Below are 12,762 nucleotides of genomic sequence, written 5' to 3'. Positions count from 1 at the left end.
CAAAAGCTCCCATTTTTATTTTCGATTATTCAAACCTAATTCAAAAAAATATGACTAAGCGATTTCCAACTCACCCGCACCAATTGTCGCCGCAAGTTTAGCACGCAATCTTGCCACGGCTTGAGCATGAAGTTGAGATACGCGAGACTCCGTCACGCGCAATACTTGCCCGATCTCTTTTAAATTTAAATCTTCATAATAGTAAAGAGAAAGTACCAAGCGTTGTCTTTCAGGCAATTCTTCGATGGCCTGTGCAACAACTTCTTTGATATTTTTAACATTCAATTGATTGAAGGGACTGTTCGTTCTGGAACCTTCCAAGATATCCATGATGGACTTCTTGTCGGTGTTACTGAATGTTGTTGCCTGATCGATCGGCAACAGACTTACCGGACGAACTTGATTAACCAGATCATGGAATTCATCGATCGAGCAATTCAACTGCTTGGCAACTTCTTCATCTGTTGGTGCGCGTCCCAAGTCCGCTTCCAATTGAATCATGGTTTTATCAAGAAGTTTTGCTTTATCACGGATAGAACGCGGAACCCAGTCTTGAGCTCTCAATTCATCCAGAATTGCTCCGCGGATACGGAATTCAGCATAAGTTTTAAATTTATTATCACGAGTGGAATCGTATTTTTCGATGGCATCCATCAAACCGATTACACCGGCAGAAATCAAGTCATCAAGTTCGATATTAGAGGGAAGGCGCACAGCAATCTTCTGTGCGATAAACTTGATAAGAGGCGCATATTCTCTGATAAGGTCGTCTTTTTTAGTCGGCGCGAGCTGACGTGGCTCATCCTTGTACTTCTTCAACAATGCCGCATTTTTCGCCATATTTTTCCCTCTTAAAACCATGTTAACAAACAGGTGTTCGTGCTGAAAGTCCAATTCTCAGGAAATCTATTCTCAACTCACTTATGCAGACCCAACGACTTGGTCCCAAAACATCTGCATTCCACCGCCAGCCTCAACCTGCTTCGAGGATTTCTCGATCTGCATAGAAATTTGGCGAATTGCTTTTGATGATTCTGCACCGACATCCTGTCTCACGATGAGACGCTGCATTTGGATTGCTTTTTTCAAAACGACGTCATTCGGAACTGAACCCCAGTAATCAAGACCTATGTATAGAAACTTGTTTACCACGTCATTGAAGCGCTTATACAAGCCCAAACCCTCTTCTTCATCGCGCACTTGATTGCACATAATAGAGAAGTGATTGACCTTGTACTGCTTATTCAAAACTTTGATTAAAGCGTAGGCATCTGCAAAGCTCGCAGGATCAGGCGTGATGACGACTGAAACTGTTTGAGCCGCAGAGTTCAGGAACAAGACATTTTCAGCAATGCCCGGTGCTGTATCAATCAACAGATAATCAAAGCCCAATGGCAAAGAGCTCACCGCTTCCACCATCGCTCTTCTTTCGAAGTGATTCATATGATTGAACTCGACCACGCCACTGCCGCCTGGAATCAAGAATACATCCTTCGATACTTCCGTAAGAATGTCCTTCATCTCTTTGCGACCCGAAATGATGTCATGCATATTTCCGTTGGTTCTCATGCCGAACAGGATATCAACGTTGGCCATGCCCAAATCGCCATCAAGGATCAAAACTTTTTTGCCCTTTTGCGCCAAGGTCAATGCAAGGTTGGCAACCAACGTCGTCTTACCAACGCCGCCCTTGCCTGAAGTCACACTGATCGTGCGTGTGCGATACATATCAAAAGCATTTATTCTTTTCATACAGCTTCAGAATCCTGTTGTTTCAGTTGAGTGATTTTGAAAATAAGATCCAACAAACGTTCTTTGGTTGCGAATTCATAGTCCTCTGGAACTCTCGCACCGATACCAAATGAGTGAAGTGGGATATCAAAACGTTTCTGGAAGTTAAAGATAGTCCCATGCTGAGCAGACTCATCTAAACCAGAGAAAATCACGTCTTTATAGTTTAACATTGAGTAACGACGACCCAACTCAGTCACATCGCCGTCTTTCGAGTTCGCGGAGAGAACCAAATGGATATTGGGATTCAATGCCTGCGGCGGCAAAAGACTGCGCATCATTTGAATCTCATCGTTATTTTTAAGACTCAAACCAGTGAAATCCACCAAAACACAATCAACATTGGCAAGGTATCTCATCAAGTTGTGCCAGTCGTTTTGTGTACGGATCACAGAGAATGGTACATTCAAAATTTGCGCATAGATCTTCATTTGATCAGCAGCACCCACTTTGAAAGTGTCTGTCGTGAACAAGGCAACCTTCTTGCCTTCGCGAACGACCATATTGCTGGCCATCTTGATCATCGTAGAAGTTTTACCCGCACCGGCTGGGCCGACGAAACAATGAATTTTTCCCGCTGTTGGATTGCTTACAATTTTTGTTGCATCCAATACATGACGAGCCACCCAAGCTTCTACCAGGGCTTTATTTTTGAGTTTCAAGGCTGGCAAGGTCTCTTGCGCCTGAGTCAAAATGTCCGCCGTGATTTCCGGGGCCACACCCGCAGAAGTCAATTTTTGGAAGATCGCGCTCAAGTCATAGTTGATGCCGTAATCAGCACCGGGATGAGAACCCACAAAGCTTTGGGGCATCTGTTGGAACTGAGTAATAACCTGCTTCAAGCTGGCAATTTCATTTTTCAATGCACGAATTGCTTCAGACTCCTGGTCTGGAGCTGCAGCGACCGGTCTAGCAACTGGCTTCGCCACTGGTTGCGTAACTGGTGCTGGAGCCGCCTGTTGTCGGCGGGTTCCTGTAAAAGTCTCCTCTTGCTCTTGGAAAGCATTCAAAGCTCTTTGTGCCGATGCACGAACTCGTTGCTCTGACATCTGTTGTTGACGAGCGTATTGATTTTCGTCTTCTTCGATATCGATATAGCGACGCTGCGTAATCTGCGCAGGTGGCTTATTTTTTTGCGTATGCTTGTCGACCATCTTAGTGATCAACTCTTTTTGTTGACGGGCGGAGCTTTGATGAAATCTTTGCTGATCTTGTTCACGAAGACGCGACTCTGCAAACTTCTTTCTTTGCAGGGTTTCTTCTGAAACTGCAGCCGTGATTTCCACGCTGCCTTCGCCGACCAAACCAAAGCTCTTATTGTTGTCTCGTGCTGAAAGAATGATGGCATCGGGACCCAACTGGGTCTTCACCATCTCGAGTGCTTCTTTCATCGTACGTGCTTCGAATTTCTTAACCTGCATGGTTCATCTCCACAAGAGCAACTGATTGGACGTCCGCATCTGCCGTCAGTTCGTTATGAGAAAGGACTACGAGTTGCGGAATAAATCTTGAAGTTAATTTATACAAATGGCGGCGTGAGGTCGGGCTGGTCAGCAGAATCGGCTGACTGGCAATTTCAGGATGACTTTCAACCGCACGCGCAATTTCATTAATCAAACGATGAGCCGTGCTTGGATCCATGACCAGTTGCACGCCTTGTTCTGTTTGTAGCAATGAGTTCGCAATCAACTCTTCAATCACTGGATGAAGTGTCATCACAGGGATATTGCCTTGATCTGTTGTGTACTTCGCCGTGATTCCACGAGCCAATGACTTACGCACACCTTCCGTCAACACTTCGATATCTTTAGTGCGGGGAGCATCGTCCGCCAAAGACTCAAAAATCGTAAGCAGGTTACGAATCGAAACTTGTTCTTTCAACAAGCTTTGCATAACACGCACCACAGATCCCAATGGAAGAAGATCTGGAATAAGTTCATCCACCACTTTGGGATGTGTCTTCTTGAAGTTCTCAATAAGACTTGAAGCTTCCTGACGACCCAACAATTCGTGAGCATGTCCGCGGATAAGCTCAGTGATATGAGTGGCCATAACAGTTGGAAGATCCACAACTGTGTATCCTGCGAATTCAGCATCTTCTTTACGAGCCGGTGAAATCCACATGGCATCCAAACCGAATGCCGGTTCTTTGGTAGGAATACCGTCAATAGTATCGGAGACATTGCCTGGATCCATTGCCAGCATAGAATCAGGACGAAGAAGACCGCCACCGACTTTGTTGCCTTTGATCAACATGCGGTACTCTCCGGGAGCCAACTGCAAGTTGTCACGGATATGAATACTTGGCACCACGATCCCCAAATCCAAGGCAAATTGCTTACGGATGCTGACAATACGTTCTAACAAGTCACCGCTTTGGTCTGACTCAACAATATTGATAAGTCCATAACCCACTTCCAGCTCGAGCATATCGACAGGAAGCATCGTTTCGATGTTTTCTTTTTTCGGCACGTTGGCCGCTGCTTCGATCTGTTTCTTTTCTGCGGCAACAGTCTCTGCTTTGTATTTGGTAATGACCCAAGACATACCGCACATCAATCCGCCCATCATCAAGAACGGAAGTGTCGGCAAGCCCGGCACCAGACCCATAAGGATCAAAACACCACCAGAAATCATCACGGCACGAGGATTCAGCAAGAGCTGACTTGTGACCTCAGTACCCATGTCTTTATCTGAATTTGAAGTACGAGTAACAATGATACCGGCAGCAGTAGAGATGATCAAAGCTGGGATCTGCGCAAGCAAACCATCCCCGATCGTCAACATCGTATAGACTTTCGCGGCATTACCGACATCAAGGCCTTTTTGAATGACCCCGATACCCAAACCACCGATGATATTGATCATCGTGATGATAATACCGGCGATAGCGTCTCCGCGTACGAACTTGGAGGCACCATCCATTGCCCCGTAGAAATCGGCTTCTTGCTCGATGGCTCTACGACGTTTGCGGGCTTCCGCCTCAGTGATATGCCCCGAGTTCAACTCCGCATCGATGGACATCTGCTTACCAGGCATCGCATCCAATGTGAAACGTGCAGCGACTTCGGCCACGCGCCCAGAACCCTTGGTGATTACCATGAAGTTGATCACGATCAGGATCACGAACATCACGAAACCGATAACATAGTTTCCGCCGACCACGAAATTCGCAAAAGAGGCGATCACGTGTCCCGCAGCGGCCTCCCCTTCATGTCCATGAGTCAGAATCAAACGCGTTGTTGCCACGTTCAAAGACAAACGGAACAAAGTCGTCATCAAAAGAAGTGACGGGAAGGATGTGAAATCCAAAGCTTTTTGCGTATATAAGCTCACCAAAAGAATGAGAATACTGATGGCAAGAGAGAACGTCAGAGAGATGTCCAATAGCATCGGAGGCAATGGGATGATCATCACCGCCAAGATAGCCAAGACGCCAAAAGCAATAAGAAGATCTGTATTCTTAGTGTACTTTTCGAATCTCTTTAAAAATTGAAAAACGTCTTCCATTATCTTTTCTTCCTACGCAAACGATAAACATACGAAAGAACTTCTGCCACAGCGACAAAAAGCTCACGTGGTATAACTTGACCAATCTTCATTGTTTTAAAAATAGTTCGAGCCAGAGGCTTATTCTCCACGATGGGAATATTGTTCTCTCTGGCAATCTGTTTAATATTCTCGGCCACTGAATCCGCGCCCATGGCAATCAATTGCGGCGCTGGCAAATTGTCGGAATACTTTAAGCAAACTGCGATATGGGTGGGATTGGTGATGATCACGTCAGCCTTGGGAACTTCTGACATCATACGCTTGCTGGCCATTTCCCTTTGAATACGACGAATGCGCGATTTGATCATAGGATCACCCTCGCGCTGTTTGTGCTCTTCTTTGATTTCCTGCTTCGTCATCATCATCTTCTTTTCAAGGTCCCAGCGCTGATAGAAGTAATCAGCTGCTGCCAAAACCAGCATCACGGCTCCGACACCGCCTAAAAGTTTAACGACGACGGCACCCAAATAAGAAATGATCTGCTCGACAGAAAAGCTCATCATGTAAGGAATTTGACGGACTTCGCCGCGCAAAAGATAATACAAAATGAGACCGATGGCGCCCATCTTCAACAGCGATTTTACCGCTTCAATAACGGAACGCATGCTGAAGACACGCTTGAATCCATCTACGGGATTTACTTTTTCAAACTTCGGAGTGAGTGCATCTTCGACTTGCATGAAACCAGTTTGAGCCACTGAACAAGCAACGCCCAAGATACCGGCAATGCCGACAACTGGCATGATCAGGATGAAAGCGGTTTTACCGTTCATCATAAAGGCCTCTGTGAAATTGCCCTTACGGACAAGTTCAACCATATTGGGGCCGAAAGAATATTGGAAAAGGTCGTAGAAATTTTTAAAGAAGAAGCGACCCAAAAAGTAAACGCTACCAGCCGCAGCGAGTAGTAATACCGCTGACGCAAGTTCCTTTGAATGTGCAACGTTGCCTTGCTTACGGAACTCTTCCCGTCTGGCATCCGTTGCTTCTTCGGTCTTTTCGCCGTTATCGTCTGACACTTCAGTTCCTTCCTAGAACCTAGCTTGTCTACACTCCGACTTCGTCGGAGTACGCAAGTCTACTCAAACCTTCATAGTTTGAGTTACTTACACTACAAGTGTTTCATCACGTCGAACAGTTTGCTAGACGTGATCTCAATCAAACCAGTCATCTCCATTGTCAAAAGTGGGAGACAAATAAAAACCACTGTCATTCCTAGCATGATCGTCACTGGCATACTTGTTACCAGGACATTGATCTGGGGCACGGCTCTTCCCAAGATCCCGAATGCTAAATTCACCAACAGGATGGTCACAATCACCGGTGCACACATCTTGATGGTTAAAACCAAAGCCATTTGACCAAACAACGCCATCTCTGCGAAGGGTCCGATATTTAATTGTAAAGAACTGACTGGCACCAACTCATAACTTTTCACGATCGCATTGATCAGCATGTGATGACCATTGATCGAAAGAAATATCAACGTGCCCAAAGTAGAATAGAAAGTATCCAGAACGTTTCCGCTTGTTCCCATCATGGGATTGTACATTTGCGATGCACTCAAACCGACGCTCATGGAAACCAAATCCCCTACCATTGTGACAACGAAGAAGAACAGGCGGGTTAAGAATCCCAGGGCTAATCCAACAATAAGTTCCCGGATAGCTAAACCTATAATATCACTTGAGATTGCCAGGTAGTTCACATTCCCAATGCGCACCACCGGGAAGATCAGCATGCTTAGAACCACGGAAAGAAGAATTTTCACAGGGGCATTGATCGCTGTCGCGCCAAAGAATGCCGAAGACATGATAAATGCCAACATGCGCAGAAGGATCAGCGCAAAAAGCAAAATCTGTGCTTCAGTCAATGCCGTATAGTTAAACATCTATTCCCTGACCATCACTGCAATATTATCAAACAGATTCACTGTGTAAGCGCTCATTACGTCCATCATCCACGGCCCGGCCAGGACAAAGACCAACGCCACTACAATCATTTTCGGAATAAAGGTCAAAGTCGCTTCATTGATTTGAGTTAGTGCTTGGAAAATACTCACAGCCAAACCAACCACCAAAGTTGAAATCAACAATGGAGCTGCCAACAATGCCGTCGTTCTCAAAGCGTCTTGACCCAATTTGATTACTAATTCTTCTGTCATCTTTCACCTCACCCGAAACTCTTGACCATGGAACCGATGAGCAAACCCCATCCGTCAACCAGGACAAAAAGCATGATTTTAAAGGGCAACGAAATCACAACTGGAGGAAGCATCATCATACCCATCGCCATCAACACACTCGCTGCGACGATGTCGATCACAAGGAATGGCAGGAAGATGATAAAGCCAATTTGGAAAGCCGTTTTCAGCTCAGAAACCACAAAGGCCGGAACCAAAACCATCGTCGGAACTTCCGCCCGTGTCTTTGGTTTATCAATTTTGGAAAGCTTCACAAACAAAGCCAAGTCCGCGTCACGAGTTTGGGTGAACATGAACTTTCTAAGAGGCGCCAAAGTTTTTTCAATGGCCGCGTCTTGAGAAATCTTGCCTGCGATATAAGGCTGAATCCCGTTGGTATTCATCTCATTGAACGCAGGCTGCATAATAAAGAATGTCAGGAACAAGGACAAACCCACCAGCAATTGATTTGGTGGCATTTGCTGAACACCCATCGCTTGTCTTAAGAAAGACAACACGATGATGATGCGGGTAAAGCCGGTCATCATGATCAAGATTGCCGGAGCCAGTGTCAGCACCGTCATGATCAAGATCAATTTAACGGCATTCACCACTTCATTAGGATTGTCTGTCGTCTTAAAACCCAAGTTTACTGTCGGCAAAGTCACTTGCGCAAAAGCGCTGGAACTTGCCAACAAAACAAGCGGCAGAAGAAGGAAACTCAGGAGTGCAAGCCAGTTGTGCTTTCTCACTGGAAAGACCTCATTCCTTTAAGACGTTTAGAAACGATATCTTTAATACCACTGATAGCAAATTCTTCATCGCCATCAAGTTCTTTGGCAGTACGTTTTGTCGAGCGCGGAGCTTCGTCGGCCACTTCATCGTTTTCATCGAAAGAGGCAGAATTATTTTTACCGAAGCCACCCAGAACATTTCCGAAGCTTTTTGGAGCTTCTTCTGGAACTTCATCGTCCAACAAAGACAATGATTTGATCATTGAAATATTATGGTCTGTCACGCCGATCAGAATTGATTCACCAGCAACACGAACGATCGCCAGGCTTTTCTTAGGACCCAAGTAGTGCTGTTGCAATACTTTGATTTGTGTCTGGTGCTTTCTGTCTTTAGGGACAGAGTACTTTCTCAAGAAGATAAATGCGCCCGTACCAACAACACCCAACAAAGAAAGTGTCAAAAGAATGCGGAATCCTCCGCCTTCTGCTGAAGCCTTTTTATTTCCTTCAAGATTCAAAGGAATCTCTGACTCCTTGCGAGTGTCTACTTTTGGTTTTTCAACGGCAATAGGTGTCGCCTCTGAAGCGTCTGCATTCGCAACAACCGCCTCGTTCGCAACCGACTCCACCGCCTCAGAGACAGGGGCTACCTCTTCAGCATGAGCGGATTTTTCCGTTCGAGCTTTAGCGGAAGCGGAAACAGAGACTACCAATAGTAAAGGCAACAACCAACGCATCTTAAATCCTTTTATTATCTGAGTTGTTCTACGCGCTCAGCCGGTGAGATAACATCTGTCAAACGCACACCGAACTTTTCATTGATAACCACGGCTTCACCGCGCGCGATCAACTTGTCGTTCACGTAAACTTCCATAGGCTCGCCCGCAAGCTTGCTCAACTCTATGACACTTCCTTGAGTCAAATTGAGTAATTCGCTGACCGGCATTTTTGTACGACCCAACTCCACCGTCACTTTGAGGGGAATATCGAGAATTAAATTCAAATTTCTGTCTTTTTGGCCGCTCAATTCATCAGATTTCTTGCCAGCCGCAGGGCTTGCTGCCATGCCCGACGCTTCCGCCAATAACTGATCCGCCAAATCATCTAGTTTATCTTCTGTCATCTCATCCCCCTGCCCATTCTCTATATTTAGTCTCTATTTAGTTACCGGGCGAGTTACTTGCACCGCCACAGTACCGTGATGTATTCCGTAGTAACCTTTGAACTTCTTAACATTTTCAACTTCAACGTCGAACTCACCTGATGCATCCTGATCGAGTGGAATCACGTCCCCGACTTTCAAGGTCATCAAATCACGTAATTTGATTTCCGTTTCGCCGAGATTCACTTTGATGTTCATGTCAGTCTCAAGAAGTTGTTCTTGAATGATTGAAGTCCAAAGTCTTTTGTCTGTTTGATCTGACTCCACCTGGAAGCCTGTAGAAAGCTTTTGCTTGATAGGCTCGATCGTCGCATAAGGAATCACGATGGAAATCGTGCCCGATGCATTCTCAAGTTCAACGTCAAAAGTCGAAGCAATGACCACGTCTGTTGGAGGTACGATACCTACGAACTGGGGATTCACTTCAGTACGAACAAATGAACAACCGATTTTCTCAATGGATGCCCAGGCTGCTTCCATATCATTGATCGCCAAGCCCACTACTTTTTGTACGATCTGCAATTCAATCGGAGTAAAGTCTTTGCCATCAATTTTCGTATAAGGACGATCCGCTCCACCGAAGAAGCTGTCGACCAATGCATAAGCCAATTTACTCTCGATAACGAAAAGCGCAGAACCACGCAGGTTACCGAAACGCAAAACGCTCATACAAGTTGGCATCGGCAAAGTATTAATGAACTCACCAAACTTCAAAAATTCCGTCCCCGTCAATGTGATCGACGCAATTTTGCGAAGAGCCGATGACAAAGAGACACGGAATGCGCGCATGAATTTCTCGTAAATAACTTCCAACTGCGGAAGACGACCGCGAATAATACGGTCTTGGCTGGTCAGGTCATAAGAAACAATCTTGCGATCGTCCATTTTGGTGGAACCGCTTGAGGACTGACCTTCAGCTTTGGGAGCTTCTGAAGACGCCACATCCCCATCGGAGACGGCGGCTAACAGAGCATCCACTTCACTTTGCGAAAGAACCTGATTCATAGTCCTGCCTTAGTTATAGATAAACTCTGTGAAGAACACGTTCGAAATCTTTCCCTGAACCAGGAAAGAATTGATTGTGTCTTTAATTTCGTTTCTTAGATTGTCTTTTCCTTCGCGAGAAGACACTTCTTCATACGTCTTGCTCGAAAGGATAATGATAATGATGTCGCGGATCTGCGCTTTGCGCTTGTCGATCTCTTCCGCAGCATGGTCCCCTTTAAGTTCGAGTTCCATGTTTACTTTCGCAACCTTACGGCCTTTGGCGCCCGCCAGATTCACGATGAAGGTTTCGAGTGGTACAACCTTGCCCACCACTTCCTTCTCTTCAGTAGCTTCTTTGTGTTGAGCTTCCGCTTCACCTTTAATGACGTGTTCAATCTTTGGTTCTGCGGCTTCTTTTTGCTTACCTTTGTAAAGCATGAAGCCTACGCCAGCGACGATGAGCATATTAATCACTGCCAATGCAATAAGAAGTATAGGCTTTTGTCCAGATCCACCGCTTGCTGCCGGTGCCGCTTCTGCTGCCGCTTTTTCTTCAGCCACTCTTCATCCTCCATGAACTGTGCGTCTACTCAAATCCTTTGCGCAGACCAACCTCACCGAAATCTTAAGCAACACGAATGCCAACAGGACTCTGGTCCAGCAGCCGACATTGCGTTCCAACATATTTGATTAGAGGCAATTTTTGCCTGTGAGGAAAATGTTTCCATCCAAAAATTCTCTGACGCCAGTCAAAGTTTTGGCGTCAGAAATCCGCTAAATGCGTTTTTATCCTGCACGCTTTCGACGACAAAACGCCATGATCTTTGAAACAAACTGACCATCAATATTGACGAAATACTGCAAGAGGAGTGCCCTTAAAAGGAAACCGTGATTCAACGAACCTCGATGAAAGTCGAGAAGGAGGACCCCATGGACACGCAAATGTTTCAGGGAAAAATCGGAGAGATTTCCAATGCCTTGAAAAGCCAATTCGCCAACTTAAATCTTTCTGATGATGAAATCAAAAAAGCCATGTCGAGCCCAGATGATCTCATCAATTTGATTTGCGAAAGAACCGGGATTTCACATGAGGAAGCCAGCAAAAGAGTGCATACGATGATGAGCTCTCTGAACATCAGTGATGAAACCGCCAAAGGCTGGATGGCAAAACTCTCTGAGACCGTCGAGCACAAGTACGATGAAATAAAAAATAAATTCACGCACCATTAAAATCGCTGATGAAAAGGGGGCTTAAGCCCTCTTTTCCGTTTTCTGAAATCTAAAACCGCGCGCAAAGATTGCATCCAACCAACGCACAGGCATCAGTCTCAACACCAGAGCCTGCAGATGTATTCCCTTCCCCACCAGATAGTAGGGATAAGGATTTTCCAACTCGACAGCCCGAACAACTTTCTCGGTCACAAAAGATATCGGCACCGCATTTTTTGCAACGTCTTCCACGGCCAAGACCAGATTCTCCAGAGCCTCTCCATAAACACGATGAAGTTCCGGGGAAATCTTCGCTTCCAACTTTCTACTACTTTGAATGGACTTATCCCAAATGTCTGTTTTGATAGGGCCTGGTTCGATCAGTACAACTTTGACGCCTAAGGTGCGCAATTCGCGACGCAAAGAATCTGTGATCGCACGCACCGCATATTTTGAGCTGGTGTAGGGTGCTAAGAAAGGACTCGACATGCGGCCGCTGATAGATCCGATATTTATCACCCGACCTTTTGTTTTCCTTAACAATGGCAGGAACACTTGAGTCATGCGCAGCAGACCAAAAACATTCACATCAAAAAGTTTTCTCCACTCATCCAAATCGATGGCCTCAATGGGGCCGCCCAGCGCAAGTCCCGCATTGTTGACCAATGAGAGACTGGCAACTCCAACTTGTGAAATTTTTTGGAAGGCACTTTCAATATCCGCATTCGAAGTCACATCCAACTTCAAAACCTCCAGAGTCTGGGGATATTGTTGCTTCAGATTTGCCAAAGTTTCTGGATTTCTAACCCCACCCCAAACAAAGTATCCACGCTTTAAGAAATTAGCTGTAAGCTCGTGACCAATACCCGAAGATGCGCCTGTAATTATAATGTGCTTCATATGGAAAACGATATCAGCCCGATTTGCAAAGGCCAAGAGAAACTCGAATCCACACTATGCAGTTTAGGATGCCGTTGTGAAGATTTTTGCGAGAGCGCGCCGTCCTTGGTCCCCTGTCCAACTCTTAGACAGCAGACACCACCGCAAACAACCGCCAACAACAATTAAATGAAACCTTAACATTTACTTCCATGGCTGAACTTTTGCTCTATACCCAGCTGAACCAACAAAGGGTGTTTTTCTAT

At 45.6% G+C, this 12,762-nt stretch carries 14 protein-coding genes; 1 reads left to right on the top strand and 13 read right to left on the bottom strand.

The features are described 5' to 3' along the window. Positions 1–54: 54 nt before the first annotated feature. The 12 genes from NWE73_RS03565 to NWE73_RS03510 all read right to left on the bottom strand — a co-directional run bounded on the left by NWE73_RS03565 (position 55) and on the right by NWE73_RS03510 (position 10,969). Positions 55–840: a FliA/WhiG family RNA polymerase sigma factor gene (locus NWE73_RS03565; RefSeq protein ID WP_277576902.1), complete on the bottom strand. Its 786-nt coding sequence runs from the start codon at positions 838–840 to the stop codon at positions 55–57. Between the two features lie 81 nt (positions 841–921). Next, the gene (locus NWE73_RS03560) at positions 922–1,752 is read right to left on the bottom strand and encodes a MinD/ParA family protein (RefSeq protein WP_277576901.1); all 831 of its coding nucleotides are present in this window, start codon (positions 1,750–1,752) and stop codon (positions 922–924) included. Then, the gene (gene flhF, locus NWE73_RS03555; RefSeq protein WP_277576900.1) at positions 1,749–3,212 is read right to left on the bottom strand and encodes a flagellar biosynthesis protein FlhF; all 1,464 of its coding nucleotides are present in this window, start codon (positions 3,210–3,212) and stop codon (positions 1,749–1,751) included. The genes NWE73_RS03560 and flhF overlap by 4 nt, the downstream gene beginning before the upstream one ends. Then, positions 3,202–5,301: a flagellar biosynthesis protein FlhA gene (flhA, locus tag NWE73_RS03550; RefSeq protein ID WP_277576899.1), complete on the bottom strand. Its 2,100-nt coding sequence runs from the start codon at positions 5,299–5,301 to the stop codon at positions 3,202–3,204. Before flhA ends, flhF begins: the two co-directional genes overlap by 11 nt. Next, positions 5,301–6,362: a flagellar biosynthesis protein FlhB gene (gene flhB / locus NWE73_RS03545; RefSeq protein ID WP_277576898.1), complete on the bottom strand. Its 1,062-nt coding sequence runs from the start codon at positions 6,360–6,362 to the stop codon at positions 5,301–5,303. The genes flhA and flhB overlap by 1 nt, the downstream gene beginning before the upstream one ends. 92 nt (positions 6,363–6,454) lie before the next feature. Then, positions 6,455–7,234 (bottom strand): flagellar biosynthetic protein FliR, encoded by a 780-nt coding sequence (gene fliR / locus NWE73_RS03540; protein ID WP_277576897.1) that lies wholly within the window; start codon positions 7,232–7,234, stop codon positions 6,455–6,457. Beyond that, a complete protein-coding gene (fliQ, locus tag NWE73_RS03535; RefSeq protein ID WP_277576896.1) occupies positions 7,235–7,507 on the bottom strand; it encodes a flagellar biosynthesis protein FliQ in 273 nt (90 codons plus the stop codon). Between the two features lie 8 nt (positions 7,508–7,515). Next, on the bottom strand, positions 7,516–8,277 hold the full coding sequence (fliP, locus tag NWE73_RS03530; RefSeq protein WP_277576895.1) for a flagellar type III secretion system pore protein FliP: 762 nt from the start codon (positions 8,275–8,277) through the stop codon (positions 7,516–7,518). Beyond that, positions 8,274–8,996, bottom strand: coding sequence for a FliO/MopB family protein (locus tag NWE73_RS03525; protein ID WP_277576894.1), 723 nt, complete (start codon positions 8,994–8,996; stop codon positions 8,274–8,276). Before NWE73_RS03525 ends, fliP begins: the two co-directional genes overlap by 4 nt. A 14-nt stretch (positions 8,997–9,010) precedes the next feature. Then, positions 9,011–9,382, bottom strand: coding sequence for a flagellar motor switch protein FliN (fliN, locus tag NWE73_RS03520; protein WP_277576893.1), 372 nt, complete (start codon positions 9,380–9,382; stop codon positions 9,011–9,013). Between the two features lie 33 nt (positions 9,383–9,415). Further along, positions 9,416–10,426: a flagellar motor switch protein FliM gene (fliM, locus tag NWE73_RS03515; RefSeq protein ID WP_277576892.1), complete on the bottom strand. Its 1,011-nt coding sequence runs from the start codon at positions 10,424–10,426 to the stop codon at positions 9,416–9,418. Between the two features lie 9 nt (positions 10,427–10,435). Next, a complete protein-coding gene (locus tag NWE73_RS03510) occupies positions 10,436–10,969 on the bottom strand; it encodes a flagellar basal body-associated FliL family protein (protein ID WP_277576891.1) in 534 nt (177 codons plus the stop codon). A 369-nt stretch (positions 10,970–11,338) separates the two neighbouring features. Between NWE73_RS03510 and NWE73_RS03505 the strand changes: the two genes are divergently transcribed. Next, complete coding sequence (locus NWE73_RS03505) at positions 11,339–11,638, top strand: hypothetical protein (RefSeq protein ID WP_277576890.1); 300 nt, start codon at positions 11,339–11,341, stop codon at positions 11,636–11,638. Positions 11,639–11,659: 21 nt separating this feature from the next. On the opposite strand, the gene NWE73_RS03500 is transcribed toward NWE73_RS03505, so the two are convergent. Continuing rightward, on the bottom strand, positions 11,660–12,517 hold the full coding sequence (locus NWE73_RS03500; RefSeq protein ID WP_277576889.1) for an SDR family oxidoreductase: 858 nt from the start codon (positions 12,515–12,517) through the stop codon (positions 11,660–11,662). Between the last annotated feature and the right edge of the window lie 245 nt (positions 12,518–12,762).

Source organism: Bdellovibrio svalbardensis (genome assembly GCF_029531655.1).
Lineage (GTDB): Bacteria > Bdellovibrionota > Bdellovibrionia > Bdellovibrionales > Bdellovibrionaceae > Bdellovibrio > Bdellovibrio svalbardensis.
The sequence above is the reverse complement of the archived record's forward strand: the minus strand, read 5'-3'. Positions and strand labels throughout refer to the sequence as shown.